Below are 18,149 nucleotides of genomic sequence, written 5' to 3'. Positions count from 1 at the left end.
AAAATTATGAGCAGGTATAACATAAATATTCTAGGAGCTAAAAATCACAAACAATAGGGATCTAGACTTTATTTCTGGCAGGGATCTATTTTTGTGAGTACGGTGGTTACATTTCTAATACTATATCTCTTAAACCGGTTAATGATTATAACTATTTAACTATAAAGCATAAAAAAGCAGCGCCTCTCCAAACGCTGCTTAAATAAACAAACCAACTAACTAAACTATAAAATCAAAATCATCATATTAAGCTGAATCATAATATTTGTAATTGTACTTATATTGGAATATTTTCCGGAAAATAAATACAAACCAGAATTGAAATCTATATTCTCATACAATCTCCTAGAGTCACTAAACTATTAAGTTTAAAATCTAGAAACCTTTCTATACAACAGCGTTTTTATGCTTAATTGAAAAGCGTGTTTAAGAATATGACAAGAGATTGTGTTCTCTTAATCTGGTATTTAATCCAAATTTAGAGAAGATTCAGAATTGAAATTCGAGAATTCGTTAGATGGTTTTTAAGTGTAGACCAGTGGTAGGTTTTACTCTTTAAAGTAAATTAAGACGTTTCATAAGTATAGGCCTGTTAGAACGGCTAATGGGTATGACATCTTTAGCAATTAAAACGCTATTGTCTTCTATATCTATAATCTTATGAAAGTTAATTACAAACGACCTGTGTATCTTTAAGAATTTACTATCTGGCAGTTTATCTTCAATTTTCTTTAGTGTAGAATGAACGGTGTAGTTTTTTGTTTCTGTTTTAATAAGTATATAATCACCTTTTGCTTCAATAATTAATATACTATCAAAGTTGATTTTTATTAACCTACGGTCAATATTTACATATAAGTCTGAACCTTCTTCAGATTTAGATTCTTTAAAATTAGAAGGAGGCTGTCGTACCGGAGTTGAAGCAACAGCTGTTTGTACCTGCTTAGCTTTCTCAACCGCTTTTAAAAAACGAGGGAGTTCTACCGGTTTTACTAAATAATCTACAATACACTCGTATTCAAAAGCCTCAATTGCAAAGTTGCGGTCTGAAGTAGTCAAAATTATTTTAGGCGGATTTTTTAATGTTTGTATAAAGTCAAACCCCGTAAAATCTGGCATATGAATATCTAGAAATATCAAATCTACAGTATGTTGATTTAGATATTTTATTGCTGCAATAGCATTATCAAATTCTGAAACTATATCAAGATCTTCGGCTTTTGAGCAGTGACTGCTTATGATCGCTCGTGCTAATGCCTCATCATCTATTATAATACAATTCATAAATATGCTTTTTAAAATTTATCTATAAACTGGGTCATTGCTGTAAGAACATCTTCAAAAACAACCGCAGATTCAGAATTTCCGGCACGCAATTCATTTTCATATGCAATCGCCAACTCATATCCCAAACTAAGATTCAATATACTTATTTTATGTTTTAATTTGTGTACATCTTCGGCAGATTTTAAATAATCCTTATGTTTAAGATGAGTTTTGTAAAGTTTTATTTCCTGCGGAAGTTCTTCTTTAATAATTGCGATAAATTGCTGAACGAGTTCATCGCTATCACCTGCTATTTGCTTTATTTTCTCTAAATCAGGCTTTTCCATCATAATGTTTCGGTAAGGTAAAATAGAACGTCGTTCCCGTGTTCAATTCAGATTCAAGCCAAATACTACCCTTATAAAATTTAATAATTTTTAAAACAATAGATAAACCTATACCTTTTGACTTAAAATCATTTTCTAATGTTTGAAAGGGCTGAAAAATTTTATCAAAATAATTAGCTTCAATGCCTATACCATTATCTGCTATACTAAATTGAAAATTTGTATCTAGTTCTATAAAATCAATTGATATCGTACCAGATTCTTTGTCGTTGTATTTTATTGCGTTTTGAATTAAATTCTGAAACAGTTGTTGAAAACGGTAGGAGTTACCGGTAACCACAGGAAGTTTACTATTCACAGTAATAGTAAAATGGTCTGGTATACTCATATTTGTGATTAAACGCATCAACATTTCATTCAAATCTACCTCATAAGATTCTCCCTGATTTTTATCTATACTTGAATACTCCAGGACGCCTTCAATCAAACTATTCATATGCTCAACGTGTTCTAAAATTAAATTTAAATTTATTCCACAGTTGTCATCATAAATACCTTTATAATCTTCAATAATCCAGCTTGTTAGCGCATTTATGCTATTTAAAGGTGATTTTAGATCGTGAGAAACAATATGTGCATAATCATTTAGTTCTTTATTTTGTCGTTCTAACTCTTCCAGCAATTTATCGCGTTGTTCATTAGAAGCAATAATCTCACGCGTTTGATTATCTATAACACGAGCAAGCTCCAGACCATCATTTTCTACATCTACATTATCTGCTACATTTACGGGAGTATCGTTATTACCATATTTATGAAGTGTAGCAATAGTTTTAGTTAGACTTTGTATAATTTCTTGTTGCTGGCTCATCTCTTTTTTAAGACTAAGATTAGCAGCAGAAAGTTCGTCTGAACTTAAAGACATGGCGCGTTGTACCATAACCAACTGCTCTTCATAATTCGTGTATGAGCTGTCAATTGCACTTAAAAAGGAGTTAAGCTCTGCGTTAACTTCAATTCCCTTACTTAATAAGTGCTTGCGTATTTGCCTGTTTAAGAGTGTATTCATTTATTCACTTATTAAGGTTAACGTCATCGTCTGGTTATGTAACTCACATTGATTATTATCTGAGAACGGCGCCATCTCCCCATAACTATAAAAACCGCTTACAACTGCCTGTTTACCTATAACTTCAATAACTTCTTCTACCTCTTCTTCTACTCGCTGATGCATCATCAGTTTACGACCTACACAGCTAACGAGTATCGCTAACTGGGCGTCTGCCTTTCGGTTTTTAGTGGCTTCTTTTGCTGCTTCACAAGCCCCATCAATTATACCATCTACAGTAGCCATCATTAATTTAACCTTAGAACCTTCGGGAACATCTCCCGCTAAAATCATCGTATTCTCGGCTTCATCAATTGTTAAAATGGTACGTACTAATGGTCTTTCTTTTAACTGAGATTGAACACTTAGAGGATAAAATAAAGAAGATGTGGGCAACTCTGCGGCTTTATCACCCAGATAGGATTTGTAAAGATCTAATGCCGGTTTATGATCTAATTCATAAAGAACATTGCCTTTAGACTTAGTTATAATACGTTCTGGACCAAAAGGAAACCAACCCCCATAATTGGCAAAGCTTATTTCTAAACTTTGACCGTAAAGTGCAATACCTATAATTTCTCCTTCAGCCGCCGGCTTATTGTATCCTGCAAGTGTTCTGTTAAATCGTGCATCATCACCACAAAGTCCGCCCGTTATAGCGACCTCATCTGGTAAAACACTTTCTATACCTTTAATGAGCTCACTACCGTTTACAAAGCTTCCCTCAGAAATTACAAAAATATGCTTGAGACCCTCTTTATTTACTTTAAGACCTAAAGCCTTACCGGCAGCAACCGCATCTTTACTATGATTGAGTATGTTTTCTGAAAGTATATTGAATGACGACTTCTCAAATTCAATAGCTGTGTATGCAAGTCCGCCATCGTTTACTTGAGAACCTAATATTTCTCCAGCTGTAGATCCAAAAATTAAATGCCCGTCGGGAAATAGATCGCGCATTATATTAAATATTGCTTCGTCTTCAAGCACATATCTGTTAGCAAAAATAAGAACCAGCGGATTTTTTAATAAAACATCGCTGTTTAAATGACTCCAATTCCCCTCGCTGTCTAAAATTCCCTGTTTAATATGCATCGCTAACTTTTTTTAAGGCTGAAGTAAAAAGTACTACCTACAGTAGGTGTGCTTTCAACCCATATTCTACCTTGATATAGATTGACAATTTTTTTAACAATAGATAGACCAATTCCTGTTGATTCTTTGTGATCTGTAAGTGATTGAAAAATATTAAATATTTTTTCGTGATACTTCTCTTCAATACCAATACCGTTATCCTTAACAGAAAATATATAATATTCTGCATCTTCCTGATACCCTATTTCAATAACACCTTCTTCTTTATCACTATATCTAATGGCATTGCCTATTAAATTTTGAAAAACCTGCTGAAGCCTTGTTCTATCAACATTTATAGTAGGTAAATTTGTAGCTGTAATAATGTTAATGTGATCTGGTACAAAAATTAATTCTTGAATATCCTTTATAATTACATTTACATCTGTATTCTCATCTTTTATATTCTCAATTTGAATACTGCTATAATTTAAAATTCCTGAAATTAGATTTTCCATCTTTTCCAGTGTGCTTTCCAGGATTTCAAAATTCTCTAAACTTTGAGCATCAAGAATAGCTGCATTGTCTTCTTTTATCCAACTTGCTAATGCATTGATACTGCGCAACGGACTTTTTAAATCGTGTGAGACCACGTGCGCGTATTCTTCTAATTCCTGATTGCTTTTTTCAAGTGTTTTTAGAAGGGACTCTTTCTGTTGCTCGAGGTTTTTTAAATCTGTAATATCAAGATGTATACCTATACTTCCTATAAGTTTACCATTAATATCAAAATTAGGAGCGCCACTAATTAACCAGTTTCGACGTTCTCCGTTTTTAATGATCGCTTCTACCTCATACGAGTCAGATACACCATTAGAACGCACAGCAAGTTTTTCTTTAATTACAGTGGCACTATCTTCATTGAGAAATATTTGAGCTGCTTGTTTTCCTAAAAGTTCTTCTTCACTATAACCGCTAAGTTCACAAAAACTTTGGTTTACCATTAAAATTCGATCTTCAATATCAACTTCAAGAAGCCCCAGGTTCATATTTGCAATAATACTACTGTACTTTTCTTTTTGTTTTTGAAGATTATCTTTATAGCGTCTGTTAAGTGTAACATCTGTATAACTCCAAAGATGACCCTTATATTTTTCGTTAGAATAGACGGGGACAAAATCTCTAGAAAATATTCTACCGTCTTTAAGAACCAGTTCGTCTCCAGTGACTAATTGCCGATCTTCTAATATTTCAGCTATGCGATTAATAAAATCCTGGGGGTTAGTAAATAAATCTTTAGCTTGTTCTGCAGCATTTTGACAATCTATACCTATCATAGCTTCAGGTGTCATAGGTACTCCGAACATTTTACAAAACATAGGGTTTGTGAGCACTACTTTTCTATTTTCGTCTTCCAGTAAAATCCCACTTTGTAACTTAAGAATGAGTGCAGAAAGCCTATTTTCAGACTCTTTAAGTTTTTCTTGAGCTAAGAGTTCTTTTGTAACATCTTCAATAGTAACCACCTCCTGACGTAATCTCAGATCATTATGATCTTTAACACTACTTACATTAATTTTTGTGGTTATGATCTCACCTAAATTAGTGATGTATTTAATGGTGGTTGAAAAAGAATCTAAATCTCCTTGATGTAGTAAAGCGCTCTTCTCTTCATAATCAGATTGTTCTGCAGCTACAGTTATAGATTTTAGACTTTTTCCTTTTATATATTCTTCGGAATAACCAAGTATACGGGTAAAACTGGCATTGCAATGATCTATTAGACCATTTGTAGTTAGTGCAATACCTAGCGGAGAACTGTTAACAATAAACTCTAATTGGCGCTTTTGTTCTTTTATTATTTGGGCCTTTTTTTCCTCTGAAGTAATATCTCTCACAATACCCTGTGCAGCAACGATATTACCATTTTCATCACAAATTACACTTGCATTTATATGTACCAAACAGTTTTTTTGCTCTTTAGTAACGATAGTAATCTTAAAGTCTGTGATGTTACCGGTCTTGATTAAATCTTTAAAACCTGCTGCAACTTTATCTTTCTCGCTTGCAGGAACTAAATTAGGTAAGAATACAGTTTCAAGAGTTGCATCATAACCTAGAAGTTTTACAGCCGCACTATTCATCTTAAGTACATAACCTTCTAAGTCTATTACAACATAGGCATCAACAAGACTTTCAAATAATCCTTTTAACTCTGAATTTTTTTGATAAATAGAGGATTGTAAGCGATCATTAGATTTTTTAAGTTCCTGAGAAATCGAATACAATTCAGACGATTTTGCCTCAAGAATACTTTCGGCCATTTTTCGAGCTGCACGCTCTCTTTCAATAATGCGCTTATAGACTTCTAGATTTACTGTATCCATTTTTTCTTTCAATAAAAAATCTTACGTGTGTACCGTCTTCTTTTAGTTTCTCTAATCGAATATCAAAATCTATATTGAAAAATTTAAATGTTTCGTGCATTAGACCTAAGCCAAAACTATACATGGCACGACTAGATAGATAATCTAAAGTTAATGTATTTTCTGACTTTTCTAGTGTTTTAAATGTAGGTAATTGCGCATCAGGATAAATTTTAAGCACTTCAACGTGTATATGATCTTCTATAGACGATAACATCTCTATAGGATCTGAATAACTCTCAAGAAAACCAGGATAACTTGATTTTATTACGGTGAAAAAATGCTGTGCATAGGTATAAAGCAAATCATCAATAGATAATTGGGTTCGCTTACTCAATTCGGTAAGTAGACTAACCATCTCACCAAACTTGTAGGTACCTACTGCAGTATAAGCGCCTCCAGATTCCAGGTCTGAAGCAGTGATGATGTCATCTACCATCTGCATACCAAACTTTATTTCGACAAGTTCTAAGAACTCAGTAAAAACTACACCTTTCATTAAATATGTATAAGTTCATTTACACTCCAATACGCTAATAAACTCTCTATTTTCTCTACGTAGTCTTCGTATTTTAAGGGTTTTAAAACGTAACCGGCAATACCAATCTCATAACATTCCTTTACATCATTATGATTATTAGAAGTTGTCAAAATAACCGTAGGAATATATTTAAGGTAAGAGTCGTTTTTTAAAATCTTTAAAAACTCAATACCGTTAATCTTCGGCATATTGAGATCTAAAAGAATAATATCTGGCAAATTACTTTTGTCCTGTAATATAGTCAACGCTTCCTCTCCATTTTTTGCTTCAACTAAGTGATGTTTTAAATCACTTTTGCTCAAAACACGTTTTAGCTTCATGACTTCAATACGGTCATCTTCAATAAGTAATATAGATAAAACTCGTTTTTTCATTCGGTAGCTATAAGATGGGAAATTGTTATCGGGTAAAGTTGCAAAAAACTTAACCTTGTACCAGATAAAAAACGTTAACCAGACGTTTTACTGTAGACGAATGACATTTAACTATAGTTGAGTGGTTATTACTTGTACATTTCTACAATGGTCAAAGCTATAAATAATGCAGTGTTAAAGCTTAAATACTACAAAGTTTCAATAGATTATACCCTTACCTTTTTAAAATACTCTCGGGCGCGAACCATAACTTTAGGAGCTAAAATAAGTGTAGTAAGCATCGTAGGAATCGCCATTAATGCAAAAAATGTATCGATAAGATTAATCATTAAACTTAATGATGTAGTCGCACCTAATAATATACTACCTATGTAAAAGTAATTATAGAGGTATTTATACTTCGTTCCAAATATAAAAGAAAGGCATTTTGTACCATAATACGAGTAAGAAAATAACGAACTTATACTAAAAACAGCTATACAAATTAACAATACATACGCTCCAAAACCAGGCATAGCATCAGAAAATGCTTTTGCGGTTAAACTTACTCCATTTGCCTCACTAGTCTGCCAGACACCAGTTACTAAAATACTTAATGCCGTAAGTGTACAAACAATAATGGTGTCTATAAATGGGCCTAACATTGCTACCAAACCCTCACGTATAGGTTCATTTGTTTTTGCTGCACCGTGAGCCATAGGAGCCGTACCTATACCTGCTTCATTAGAAAATGCACCTCTGCGAATTCCTAACACAATTAATGCTCCTACAACACCACCAAACATAGGATCACCCGTGTAATTATTAGCCGCAAAAGCATCTGTAAAGATGAGTTTAAAATACAAGGGCACTTCCGAAGCATTAATAAATAAAATCGCGAGAACAGCAATAAAATAGAGACCTACCATTACAGGTACAATACGCGATGCAGTTTTACTTATTCGGTTTAAGCCTCCTAAAACCACAACGCCGGTAATTACCGCAAGTACAATACCTATAATCAAATCTGTAGAAAAACTTTTAGCAAATCCATTAGGAACGAGCAGAATATCATTTATCGCCTGGGTGAGCTGGTTTACGTTAAAAACCGGTAAGGCCCCTACCAGACCTGCAACACTAAATAATATGGCGAGTGGTTTCCAGGCTTTGCCTAGACCTTCCATAATAAAATACATAGGACCACCCTGAAGTTCTCCTGCATCGTCTTTTCCTCTATATAAAATAGCAAGCGTACAGGTAAAAAACTTAGTACTCATTCCTACAATTGCACTTACCCACATCCAGAAAACAGCTCCCGGACCTCCTATGGCTATGGCTACTGCAACACCGGCAATATTACCCATACCTATAGTAGAAGAAAGTGCCGTCATTAAAGCCTGAAAATGACTTATCTCACCGGGATCATCAGGATTATCATACTTACCCCGCAAAACATTAATTGCGTGACCAAAATATTTAAAAGGAAGAAAACGTGAATAAATAAGTAAATAGGTGCCACCACCTATTAATAAAATCAAAAGCGGAAGTCCCCATACAAAAGATGCCGCTTCTGAAAAAAAATTATTAAGTTCTACCATATTCCAAATAAAAAAACCGAAAAGGAAAATAGGCTTTTCGGTTCATTAATTTTTTGTTTATCTACTAAAAATCAACCGTTAAGATAACTTAAAACATTATCTTCTATACGTTTATCTATATTAGAGAGGTCTGCTTTAACAAATGGTTCTCCAGTAATATTCTCATACAACTCAATATAGCGCTCAGAAACCGTTTCAATATAGGCATCGCTCATTATGGGAAGCTTCTGTCCTTCTAGCCCTTGAAAACCATTACTAATTAACCATTGGCGTACAAACTCTTTAGAAAGCTGCTTTTGTGCTTCTCCCTTTATTTGACGTTCTTCATATCCTTCAGCATAAAAATAACGTGAAGAGTCTGGTGTGTGTATCTCGTCAATTAATACAATTTTTCCATCTGTAGTTTTCCCAAATTCATACTTAGTATCAACTAATATAAGTCCGCGATCAGCGGCAATTTCGGTACCCCGTTGAAATAATTTATAGGTATAATCCTCTAGAACTGCATAATCATCTGCCGATACAATACCGCGTTTAATTATATCTTCTTTGGAGATATCTTCATCGTGATCTCCCATTTCGGCTTTAGTTGCCGGTGTGATAATAGGAGTAGGAAATTTATCATTCTCGTGCAAATCTTCAGGAAGTGCAACACCGCATAGCATACGCTTACCTGCTTTGTATTCACGAGCAGCGTGACCACTCATATATCCGCGAATAACCATTTCAACTTTAAAAGGTTCGCATTTTTTACCTACAGCAACATTAGGGTCTGGTGTTGCTTCTAACCAATTAGGTACGATATCCTGAGTATCGCGCATCATTTTTGTGGCGATTTGATTTAAGATCTGACCTTTATACGGTATTCCCTTTGGCATAACTACATCAAAGGCACTCAGCCGATCTGTAGCGACCATTATTAATTGATCATTTTCAAGACTGTAAACTTCCCGTACTTTCCCTTTATAGACGTGTGTCTGACCAGGAAAATTATAATTGGTATCGGTGATGGTTTTATTTGACATGGAATATAAGTCGTCTATATTAATCTCTATTTTCTATGGCTTTATAAGCTGCTATAACCTCTTTTACAAGACGGTGGCGTATTACATCTTTATCATCTAAATAAATCATACCCACACCATTAACATCTTTAAGCACCAGTAATGCTTCTTTTAATCCACTAATCACACGTCTGGGTAAATCTATCTGACCAGGATCACCGGTAATCATAAATTTTGCGTGTTTGCCCATACGCGTTAAAAACATCTTCATCTGGGCGTGCGTGGTGTTTTGTGCTTCATCTAAGATCACATAGGCATTGTCAAGTGTGCGTCCTCTCATAAATGCCATAGGTGCAATTTGTATTACTCCTTTTTCTATAAAGCTCTCTAATTTTTCGTGTGGAATCATATCACGAAGCGCATCATATAAGGGTTGCATATAGGGGTCTAACTTTTCTTTTAAATCCCCCGGTAAGAAACCCAGATTTTCACCTGCTTCTACTGCCGGTCTTGTAAGAATAATACGTTTTACCTGCTTCTCTTTAAGCGCTTTTACTGCAAGAGCTACAGCTGTATAAGTTTTACCGGTACCAGCGGGTCCTATCGCAAAAACCATATCGTTTTTACGGGTAAGATCTACCATTTTACGCTGGTTTGCTGTTTGTGCTTTAATAAGCTTACCACCTACCCCGTGCACAAGAATCTCACCACTTGCCGGTGAAGTTTCATAATCTGCACGGCTTTCACTGGTTAAAACGCGTTCTATTGAGTTTTCATCAAGTTTATTATACTTAGCAAAATGCTCGAGAAGCATCGTCATGCGTTTATCAAACTCTTCTAAAAGATCTTCATCGCCGTAAGCTTTTATATTATTACCTCTGGCGACAATTTTTAATTTTGGAAAGTACCTCTTAAGGAGCTCAATATTAATATTATTTTCACCAAAAAAATCTCTTGGCGTAATCTCTGAAAGTTCAATGATAAGTTCGTTCAAAAGCGGAAGAATTTTATAAAGAAACTAGTTAATTATCTTTAGTTTTGTGTTGAAACAAATGTAACTAATTTAAGTTACTCTACCCTTTAAAAATATCAACAAAACCGCCTATGCCCATTATAACATTAACCACAGACTTCGGCTTAAAAGACCATTTTGCCGGTGCGGTTAAAGGCGCTATTTATACTGAAATGGCTGATGCCAAAATTGTTGATATCTCGCATAACGTATCACCTTTTCATATAACTGAAGCCGCATATATTATACAAAATGCCTATCGTAATTTTCCCGAAGGCACCATTCATATTATAGGTATAGACTCTGAGCAAACTCCAGAAAATAAACATATTGCAGTAAAGCTAGACGGTCACTATTTTATATGTGCAAATAATGGGATTATGTCTATGATTACACGCACCATCGTTCCTGAAGAAGTTGTTGAAATTAATATACACGACCGTATTAAAACAAATTTCACAGAACTTGATGTTTTTGTACAGGTCGCCTGTCACATTGCGCGAGGTGGTACTTTAGGCGTTATTGGCAAACCCATTAAAGAAATACGCGCAATTACCGGACTGATGCCTGTTATTAATAATGAACAAAAACAGATTATAGGCAATGTCATTTATGTAGATAACTACGGAAATGTAATCACAAATATTACACGCCGTTTATTTGATGAAGTAGGTAAAAGCCGCGTTTTTACAATTCAGGCGCGCCGTGCTCATTTTAAAAAGATCTACGACAAATACAGTGATGCTATAAATTTTGACATCGAAAAAACAAAACGCGAAGAAGACGGTAAAAAAATAGCGCTATTCAATTCTTCCGGTTACCTGGAACTAGCAATTTACAAGAGTAACCCCAGCACGGTAGGAAGCGCTTCTACCCTTTTTGGTCTGGATTATCGAGATACGATAACCGTAAATTTTGAATAATTCTAGTCTGCTAATTATGATAGTACGTCTTGTAAAAATGGAATTTAAACCTGAAGAAATTGAGAATTTTAAAATTCTTTTTGATGAGGTTAAAGAACACATACGCAAATTTGAGGGTTGTGAATTTCTAGAGCTTTTAAATGGTACCGAAAATGAAAACATATTTTTCACCCATAGCTATTGGAGCAGCACTGAAGCACTTGAAGTCTATCGAAACAGTGAACTTTTTAAAACTACCTGGGCCAAAACTAAAGTTCTTTTTAACGCAAAACCCGAAGCCTGGAGCGTTGAAAAATTCGTAACTTTACAGTAATACCACTAAGGTATTTAACACAATTTATAAATTACTTTAGCTAATTACAGGAATCCTGTAATTTTTAGCTAATTTGAAAAAACTTTTTTAATGAAGAATATTGCTGTAATTGGTGCCGGCACAATGGGCAATGGCATTGCACATACATTTGCTCAAAATGGCTTTAAAGTCAACCTGATTGATATTTCTGAAGACTCTTTAAAAAATGGAATTCAAACCATAACAAAAAATCTTGACAGACAGGTTTCTAAAGAACTTATTGATGAAGCTAAGAAAAACGAAACGCTTTTAAATATAGTGCCTTTAACGCAACTTAAAGAGGGAGTTGAAGATGCAGATCTAGTTGTAGAAGCAGCAAGTGAAAACCTTACCATCAAGCTTGATATTTTTAAAAAACTTGAAGAATTTTGTAAGCCATCTACAATTCTGGCAAGTAATACGTCTTCAATATCAATTACGCAGATCGCTGCAGCGACTAAGCGCCCCTCACAGGTTATAGGTATGCATTTTATGAATCCTGTGCCGGTAATGAAATTAGTAGAGATTATTAGCGGCTACAGCACATCTAAAGAAACTCTGAGTACTATTACCAAATTATCTGAACAGCTGGGTAAAAATCCGGTATCGGTGAATGATTATCCGGGATTTGTAGCAAATCGTATTTTAATGCCTATGCTTAATGAGGCTATAGAAACACTTTACAATGATGTTGCGGGGGTGGCAGAAATTGATACCGTTATGAAACTAGGTATGGCACATCCTATGGGACCGTTACAATTAGCAGATTTTATTGGTCTTGACGTTTGTTTATCTATTCTTGAAGTGATGTATGACGGTTTTAAAAACCCCAAATATGCGCCTTGCCCCTTACTTGTTAATATGGTACGTGCAGGTAAATTAGGTGTCAAATCTGGTGAAGGCTTTTATGATTATAGTGAAAGCAGAAAGGCAGAAAGGGTTTCAGCACAGTTTGCATAAATTAAAAGCTTAGAATCCTTAATTAGCCTATTTCAAAATACATTAAAGAGAAGCCTCATAAATTCTTTATGGGGCTTCTGCAATTTAAGATGGATTCAAAATTGATTTAGCTTATTTTCCGTTTAAAAAATTTAATTTTCAATAAAGTGAAGTAACTGCTTGCTATAAATGGCATTTTGAATTTGCAAATGCTAACAATGCGCTCCCAAGGCAATTGCTTACCTTTACACAAAATAATTACAGATAGTTATGCCTTCTATTTCTGAAAATTTAAAAACTATAAAACAAAGTTTACCCGAAAATGTTACGCTAGTTGCTGTCTCAAAAACAAAGCCTAATGCAGATTTACAAGAAGCTTATGATGCAGGACAACGTGTTTTTGGAGAAAATAAAATTCAGGAAATGACCGATAAATGGGAGTCGCTTCCTAAAGATATTGACTGGCATATGATAGGTCACGTACAAACCAATAAGGTAAAGTATATGGCACCATACGTGGGTTTAATACACAGCGCAGACCGTTTAAAGTTGTTTAAAGAAATAGACAAAGAGGCTGCAAAGAACGACCGAACTATACGTGTTTTACTTCAAATTAAAATTGCAGAAGAAGAAAGTAAATTTGGTATGAAACCTACTGAAGCTATAGAATTATTAACCGGTGATAAATTAAAGACTAATTATCCTAATGTAGAAGTTATAGGTCTTATGGGAATGGCTTCTTTTGTTGATGACGAAAACCAACTAAAACGTGAATTTTCAGTATTAGAAAAAATCTATGAGCAATTTAGAACTAAGCACGGCTTTAATACCCTTTCTATGGGAATGAGCGGCGATTATAAATTAGCTATTAGCCACGGCAGTACGATGGTACGCATAGGAAGTGCTATTTTTGGAGAACGTAATTATAATTAAAGAATTACTGAAATACAGTTTTAAGATAGAAGGCAATTTATGTATGCAATACTCGATTTAGAGACCACAGGAGGAAAATATAATGAAGAGGGAGTTACCGAGGTTGCTATCTACAAATATGACGGGCACCAGATTGTAGATCAATTTATAAGTCTTGTAAATCCTGAGCGTCCTATACAAGCTTTTGTAGTAGGTCTCACCGGCATAAATAACGAGATGTTGCGCAATGCACCTAAGTTTTACGAAGTTGCTAAACGCATCATTGAGATTACTCAGGATTGCATCATCGTAGCCCACAATGCTCAATTTGATTATAGAATTTTACAGCTTGAATTTGATCGTCTGGGTTATGATTATCAGCGTAAAAGTTTATGTACTGTAGAATTAGCTCAAAGCCTACTACCCGATCAGGAAAGTTATAGTTTAGGTAAGCTGGTGAGAAACCTGGGAATACCTATTACAGATCGTCATCGTGCCAGCGGAGATGCATTAGCCACCGTAAAACTTTTTAAATTATTATTAGCAAAAGACAGTCAAAAAATAATCATTCAGGAAGCCATAAAGCTTAATCCTAAAAAGAAAATAGACACTAAACTAAGGGATTTAATAGCAGAAACACCCAGCACAACCGGTGTTTTTTATATGCATAATTCAAATGGTAAAATTATTTTAATTGGCAAAAGCCGAAACATAAAGAAACGCGTTACCCAGCATTTTACAAATGATAATCGCAAATCAAAACAGATTCAGGAAGATGTACAGGCGATTAGTTATGAAGAAACCGGCAGCGAACTTATCGCTCTTTTAAAGGAAAACGAGGAGGTTAAAAAAAACAAACCGCTTCACAATCGCACGTATCGAAGATTAAAATTTAAAGCCCAATTAGTAAGTTTTATAGACGATAAAGGTTACATAAACCTGAGCATAGAAAAGGCAGACGCACGCAAAGACAGTATTGCAACTTTTGCGACTGCTCACGTAGCTAAAACAAATTTAGAGCGCATCATAGAAGAATATAATTTATGCGCAGCAAAGACAAATCTCAATACGCAAAAAGACCGATGCACAGATAAAAGCTGCAGTGGAGCCTGCTTTGAAGAAGAAAGTTCTGAAGATTATAATAAACGTGTTGACGAATTTATAAATTCAATCAGTTTTAAAAATCGTAGTGTTGCACTTATTGATCGGGGTAGAACTTCAGATGAGCGTAGTCTTATCTTAATTGAAGATGGTAAGTTTATGGGAATAGGTTTCTATAATTTAAATTTTCAACTGAATAATCCTGAAATTTTACATCGTATAATCACACCTATGCAAGATAATCTTGACGCTAAACATATCATTCAAAGCTATCTACGTGTAAAAAAAATAATTAAAACAGTTGATTTAAACCAACTTGTAAATTAGATGAAAGCATTTACTTATATTTTATTTACCATTGGTTTAAGCACTTCAACATTATTTGCTCAGGAAGCGCAAAAAACAGAAAATTCTAATATCCTAAAAAAGGATTCTATTATTTATTTATGTCGTGTTTCTGCTCATATTCATACGAACCGTCCTTTATTTGTCTTAATTGCTAATGACCAAAAATATAACATTACAGAAAATGGTTTTCATCAATTAAAGTCAGAATGGGTTAAGTCGATCAGAATTTTGAAACCTAAAAAAAAGACCTCTAAGTACGGAGATTTAGGAGACTACGGGGTTATAGAACTAGAATTTGAATCAGAGGCATTTAACGAATTTTCTACAGAAAATCTGGAAGTTATAACAACTACCTACTAAAATCTTTTCATTTTTGACACAACCTGCTAAACATACCTGGAAATCAAAAATACACGAGGTTATCTACGAGGCAGACACACCTGCAGGAAAAATTTTTGACGTAATTCTTCTAATACTTATTTTATTAAGTGTGGCTTTGGTAATGCTAGAAAGCGTTGCTAATATGCAAATTAAGTATGGTACTTATTTCTATATTGGAGAATGGGTGATTACGATTTTCTTTACAATAGAATACATTTTAAGAGTAATATCAATAAAAAAACCCTCAGCTTATATTTTTAGCTTTTATGGTCTTATAGATTTTATTTCAACAATTCCACTTTACCTGTCATTTTTTATTGTAGGTACAAACGCTTTACTTACCATACGTGCCTTGAGACTGTTACGTGTATTTAGGATACTTAAAATTACACGATATATTGGTGAAGGGAATAAATTAACCAAAGCCTTGAAAGACAGCCGACCTAAAATTTTGGTCTTTCTATTTGCGGTGATGATATTATCGGTAATTGCGGGCACGTTGATGTACATCGTTGAAGGTCCCGAACATGGCTTTAAAAGCATTCCTGTGAGTGTTTATTGGTGTATTGTAACCTTGACCACCGTTGGTTTTGGAGATATAGCGCCGGTTACGGCTTTAGGACAGTTTATAGCTATGGTTATTATGGTTTTAGGTTATGGCATTATTGCGGTACCTACCGGTATTGTAAGTGCCGAAATGGCTAAAAAAGATACTGTAGAACCTGACCAAAAAGGTTTAAGTCTAAACACTCAGGTTTGTCACAACTGCGGAGCCCGAAAACATCAGGACGAAGCGCAATATTGCCACAAATGCGGAAGTAGCTTGCATTATGATTAAAACATTAATAGCTGTTGTAGGGCCCACAGCAATAGGCAAGACAGCCTTATCAATAAAACTGGCTCAATATTTCAATACTGAAATATTTTCGGCAGATTCAAGACAATTTTTTAAAGAAATGACCATAGGTACTGCAGTACCTGACCCTCACGAACTCGCAGCAGCTAAACACCATTTTATTCAGCATATTTCTATACAAGACACTTACAATGTAGGTCTGTTTGAACAGGAATGTATTGCACAGTTAAACAATTTCTACACTACACATAACACTGCTATTTTAGTGGGTGGCTCTGGTTTGTATGTAGACGCTGTACTTAATGGTTTAGATCACTTTCCTGAGGTTGATATTCAAATACGACCAGAATTAATACAGCTTTTAGAAGATGAAGGTATTGAAGCTTTACAGGAAGAGCTTTTGCTACGTGACCCTAAGCACTATGCCTCTATAGATTTAAATAACAAGCAACGTCTTATAAGAGCCTTAGAAATATGTAGAGGCACCTCAAAACCATATTCTTCATTCTTAGCTAAGAATACGATAAGTAGAAATTTTCAATCTTTAAAAATAGGATTGAATGCAGATCGAGAAATTATTTACGATCGTATAAATCAGCGCGTAGATCTAATGATTGCAAATGGTCTTGTGGAAGAGGCTGAAAAGCTATACCCACTCAAACATCTAAATGCGTTGCAAACTGTAGGCTACAGAGAACTATTTAGCTTCTTTGATGGTCGCTACGACCTGGCAACTGCCATTGAAGAAATCAAGAAAAATACCAGACGTTTTGCTAAAAGACAATTAACATGGTATCGTAGAGATAAATCTGTGTTATGGTTTGATTACAAAACACCTGTTGAAGAAATTATAGCGGTGATAAAAGATAAAACGCCTCTGCATTAAGAGGCGTTTTACAAATACCACTATTTTTTCTCTTCGTCACTCTTAACCACAAGGCGGAAACCTTCACCGTGTATGTTAAGTATTTCTACTGTTTCGTCCCGCTTTAAATACTTACGTAATTTAGCGATATAAACATCCATACTTCTAGAAGTAAAGTAGTTATCATCTCTCCATATTTTTGTAAGTGCTAATTCGCGAGGCATTAAGTCATTCTCGTGTAAAGCTAAAAGACGTAATAATTCATTCTCTTTAGGAGAAAGCTTTATTTGCTCATCTTCTTTATAAGTAAGGAAACGTAATTTTGAATTTAAGAAGAAACCACCTATTTGAAATTCAAACTGCTTACTATCTGCTACAGAATCTGTTGCCTTACGCATCATGATCGCTTTAATTTTCATTAAAAGCACTTCACTATCAAAAGGTTTATTTAAATAATCATCTGCACCTACTTTATAGCCTTTAAGAACATCTTCTTTCATCGCTTTAGCAGTCAGGAAAATAATAGGCACATCCTCGTTTTTTTCGCGAATTTCTTTTGCAAGTGTAAAACCATCTTTATATGGCATCATTACATCTAGAATACAAAGATCAAAGTCGTCCTTCTTGAACTTCTCAAATCCTTCCATTCCATTTTTTGCATGAGTTACATCGTAGTCATTCATTGAAAGGTAATCTTTCAATACCGTCCCAAAGTTCGGATCGTCCTCTACGAGTAAGATTTTTTTGTTTTCAGTTTCCATTGT

General features: G+C 34.6%; 19 protein-coding genes. 8 read left to right on the top strand and 11 right to left on the bottom strand.

Annotated elements, in window-relative coordinates; all coding sequences use genetic code 11:
- Nucleotides 1–555: 555 nt before the first annotated feature.
- The 10 genes from ACEN25_RS01450 to ACEN25_RS01405 all read right to left on the bottom strand — a co-directional run bounded on the left by ACEN25_RS01450 (nucleotide 556) and on the right by ACEN25_RS01405 (nucleotide 10,711).
- Entirely contained in the window at nucleotides 556–1,284 is a 729-nt protein-coding gene (locus ACEN25_RS01450) for a LytR/AlgR family response regulator transcription factor (protein WP_441801313.1), read from the bottom strand.
- 11 nt (nucleotides 1,285–1,295) lie between these two features.
- Entirely contained in the window at nucleotides 1,296–1,616 is a 321-nt protein-coding gene (locus ACEN25_RS01445) for an Hpt domain-containing protein (protein ID WP_441801312.1), read from the bottom strand.
- Nucleotides 1,600–2,682: a sensor histidine kinase gene (locus ACEN25_RS01440; RefSeq protein WP_441801311.1), complete on the bottom strand. Its 1,083-nt coding sequence runs from the start codon at nucleotides 2,680–2,682 to the stop codon at nucleotides 1,600–1,602. Before ACEN25_RS01440 ends, ACEN25_RS01445 begins: the two co-directional genes overlap by 17 nt.
- Nucleotides 2,683–3,816 carry an FIST signal transduction protein gene (locus tag ACEN25_RS01435; RefSeq protein WP_441801310.1) on the bottom strand — a complete coding sequence of 378 codons (1,134 nt, stop codon included), beginning with the start codon at nucleotides 3,814–3,816 and terminating at the stop codon, nucleotides 2,683–2,685. It abuts the gene before it with no gap.
- 2 nt (nucleotides 3,817–3,818) lie between these two features.
- On the bottom strand, nucleotides 3,819–6,182 hold the full coding sequence (locus ACEN25_RS01430) for a PAS domain S-box protein (protein WP_441801309.1): 2,364 nt from the start codon (nucleotides 6,180–6,182) through the stop codon (nucleotides 3,819–3,821).
- Complete coding sequence (locus ACEN25_RS01425; RefSeq protein WP_441801308.1) at nucleotides 6,154–6,720, bottom strand: heme NO-binding domain-containing protein; 567 nt, start codon at nucleotides 6,718–6,720, stop codon at nucleotides 6,154–6,156. The genes ACEN25_RS01430 and ACEN25_RS01425 overlap by 29 nt, the downstream gene beginning before the upstream one ends.
- A complete protein-coding gene (locus ACEN25_RS01420) occupies nucleotides 6,720–7,136 on the bottom strand; it encodes a response regulator (RefSeq protein WP_028375670.1) in 417 nt (138 codons plus the stop codon). Before ACEN25_RS01420 ends, ACEN25_RS01425 begins: the two co-directional genes overlap by 1 nt.
- Nucleotides 7,137–7,342: 206 nt before the next feature.
- A complete protein-coding gene (locus ACEN25_RS01415; protein ID WP_441801307.1) occupies nucleotides 7,343–8,713 on the bottom strand; it encodes an alanine/glycine:cation symporter family protein in 1,371 nt (456 codons plus the stop codon).
- Between the two features lie 71 nt (nucleotides 8,714–8,784).
- Nucleotides 8,785–9,738, bottom strand: a complete 954-nt coding sequence (locus ACEN25_RS01410) for a phosphoribosylaminoimidazolesuccinocarboxamide synthase (RefSeq protein WP_441801306.1) — start codon at nucleotides 9,736–9,738, stop codon at nucleotides 8,785–8,787.
- 19 nt (nucleotides 9,739–9,757) lie between these two features.
- Entirely contained in the window at nucleotides 9,758–10,711 is a 954-nt protein-coding gene (locus ACEN25_RS01405; RefSeq protein ID WP_028375673.1) for a PhoH family protein, read from the bottom strand.
- Nucleotides 10,712–10,821: 110 nt separating this feature from the next.
- Between ACEN25_RS01405 and ACEN25_RS01400 the strand changes: the two genes are divergently transcribed.
- The 8 genes from ACEN25_RS01400 to miaA all read left to right on the top strand — a co-directional run bounded on the left by ACEN25_RS01400 (nucleotide 10,822) and on the right by miaA (nucleotide 17,406).
- The gene (locus tag ACEN25_RS01400) at nucleotides 10,822–11,652 is read left to right on the top strand and encodes an SAM hydrolase/SAM-dependent halogenase family protein (protein ID WP_441801305.1); all 831 of its coding nucleotides are present in this window, start codon (nucleotides 10,822–10,824) and stop codon (nucleotides 11,650–11,652) included.
- Nucleotides 11,653–11,668: 16 nt separating this feature from the next.
- The gene (locus tag ACEN25_RS01395; protein WP_441801304.1) at nucleotides 11,669–11,965 is read left to right on the top strand and encodes a putative quinol monooxygenase; all 297 of its coding nucleotides are present in this window, start codon (nucleotides 11,669–11,671) and stop codon (nucleotides 11,963–11,965) included.
- 90 nt (nucleotides 11,966–12,055) lie between these two features.
- Nucleotides 12,056–12,943: a 3-hydroxyacyl-CoA dehydrogenase family protein gene (locus tag ACEN25_RS01390; RefSeq protein ID WP_441801303.1), complete on the top strand. Its 888-nt coding sequence runs from the start codon at nucleotides 12,056–12,058 to the stop codon at nucleotides 12,941–12,943.
- Nucleotides 12,944–13,192: 249 nt separating this feature from the next.
- Nucleotides 13,193–13,855 (top strand): YggS family pyridoxal phosphate-dependent enzyme, encoded by a 663-nt coding sequence (locus ACEN25_RS01385; RefSeq protein ID WP_441801302.1) that lies wholly within the window; start codon nucleotides 13,193–13,195, stop codon nucleotides 13,853–13,855.
- 39 nt (nucleotides 13,856–13,894) lie between these two features.
- On the top strand, nucleotides 13,895–15,262 hold the full coding sequence (locus ACEN25_RS01380) for an exonuclease domain-containing protein (RefSeq protein ID WP_441801301.1): 1,368 nt from the start codon (nucleotides 13,895–13,897) through the stop codon (nucleotides 15,260–15,262).
- The gene (locus ACEN25_RS01375; RefSeq protein WP_441801300.1) at nucleotides 15,263–15,643 is read left to right on the top strand and encodes a hypothetical protein; all 381 of its coding nucleotides are present in this window, start codon (nucleotides 15,263–15,265) and stop codon (nucleotides 15,641–15,643) included.
- Between the two features lie 13 nt (nucleotides 15,644–15,656).
- Nucleotides 15,657–16,502: an ion transporter gene (locus ACEN25_RS01370; RefSeq protein ID WP_441801299.1), complete on the top strand. Its 846-nt coding sequence runs from the start codon at nucleotides 15,657–15,659 to the stop codon at nucleotides 16,500–16,502.
- Nucleotides 16,495–17,406, top strand: coding sequence for a tRNA (adenosine(37)-N6)-dimethylallyltransferase MiaA (gene miaA / locus ACEN25_RS01365; RefSeq protein ID WP_441801298.1), 912 nt, complete (start codon nucleotides 16,495–16,497; stop codon nucleotides 17,404–17,406). Before ACEN25_RS01370 ends, miaA begins: the two co-directional genes overlap by 8 nt.
- A gap of 20 nt (nucleotides 17,407–17,426) precedes the next feature.
- Here miaA and ACEN25_RS01360 read toward each other — a convergent pair whose 3' ends face one another.
- The gene (locus tag ACEN25_RS01360) at nucleotides 17,427–18,146 is read right to left on the bottom strand and encodes a response regulator transcription factor (RefSeq protein ID WP_441801297.1); all 720 of its coding nucleotides are present in this window, start codon (nucleotides 18,144–18,146) and stop codon (nucleotides 17,427–17,429) included.
- Between the last annotated feature and the right edge of the window lie 3 nt (nucleotides 18,147–18,149).

Source organism: Leeuwenhoekiella sp. W20_SRS_FM14, from assembly GCF_052119605.1.
GTDB lineage: Bacteria > Bacteroidota > Bacteroidia > Flavobacteriales > Flavobacteriaceae > Leeuwenhoekiella.
The sequence above is the reverse complement of the archived record's forward strand: the minus strand, read 5'-3'. Positions and strand labels throughout refer to the sequence as shown.

What these genes read in the sequence shown, in the direction of transcription:
- ACEN25_RS01450 (WP_441801313.1), bottom strand. Translation starts at nt 1,284, where the DNA reads ATGAATTGTATTATAATAGATGATGAGGCATTAGCACGAGCGATCATA.
- ACEN25_RS01445 (WP_441801312.1), bottom strand. Translation starts at nt 1,616, where the DNA reads ATGATGGAAAAGCCTGATTTAGAGAAAATAAAGCAAATAGCAGGTGAT.
- ACEN25_RS01440 (WP_441801311.1), bottom strand. Translation starts at nt 2,682, where the DNA reads ATGAATACACTCTTAAACAGGCAAATACGCAAGCACTTATTAAGTAAG.
- ACEN25_RS01435 (WP_441801310.1), bottom strand. Translation starts at nt 3,816, where the DNA reads ATGCATATTAAACAGGGAATTTTAGACAGCGAGGGGAATTGGAGTCAT.
- ACEN25_RS01430 (WP_441801309.1), bottom strand. Translation starts at nt 6,182, where the DNA reads ATGGATACAGTAAATCTAGAAGTCTATAAGCGCATTATTGAAAGAGAG.
- ACEN25_RS01425 (WP_441801308.1), bottom strand. Translation starts at nt 6,720, where the DNA reads ATGAAAGGTGTAGTTTTTACTGAGTTCTTAGAACTTGTCGAAATAAAG.
- ACEN25_RS01420 (WP_028375670.1), bottom strand. Translation starts at nt 7,136, where the DNA reads ATGAAAAAACGAGTTTTATCTATATTACTTATTGAAGATGACCGTATT.
- ACEN25_RS01415 (WP_441801307.1), bottom strand. Translation starts at nt 8,713, where the DNA reads ATGGTAGAACTTAATAATTTTTTTTCAGAAGCGGCATCTTTTGTATGG.
- ACEN25_RS01410 (WP_441801306.1), bottom strand. Translation starts at nt 9,738, where the DNA reads ATGTCAAATAAAACCATCACCGATACCAATTATAATTTTCCTGGTCAG.
- ACEN25_RS01400 (WP_441801305.1), top strand. Translation starts at nt 10,822, where the DNA reads ATGCCCATTATAACATTAACCACAGACTTCGGCTTAAAAGACCATTTT.
- ACEN25_RS01395 (WP_441801304.1), top strand. Translation starts at nt 11,669, where the DNA reads ATGATAGTACGTCTTGTAAAAATGGAATTTAAACCTGAAGAAATTGAG.
- ACEN25_RS01390 (WP_441801303.1), top strand. Translation starts at nt 12,056, where the DNA reads ATGAAGAATATTGCTGTAATTGGTGCCGGCACAATGGGCAATGGCATT.
- ACEN25_RS01385 (WP_441801302.1), top strand. Translation starts at nt 13,193, where the DNA reads ATGCCTTCTATTTCTGAAAATTTAAAAACTATAAAACAAAGTTTACCC.
- ACEN25_RS01380 (WP_441801301.1), top strand. Translation starts at nt 13,895, where the DNA reads ATGTATGCAATACTCGATTTAGAGACCACAGGAGGAAAATATAATGAA.
- ACEN25_RS01375 (WP_441801300.1), top strand. Translation starts at nt 15,263, where the DNA reads ATGAAAGCATTTACTTATATTTTATTTACCATTGGTTTAAGCACTTCA.
- miaA (WP_441801298.1), top strand. Translation starts at nt 16,495, where the DNA reads ATGATTAAAACATTAATAGCTGTTGTAGGGCCCACAGCAATAGGCAAG.
- ACEN25_RS01360 (WP_441801297.1), bottom strand. Translation starts at nt 18,146, where the DNA reads ATGGAAACTGAAAACAAAAAAATCTTACTCGTAGAGGACGATCCGAAC.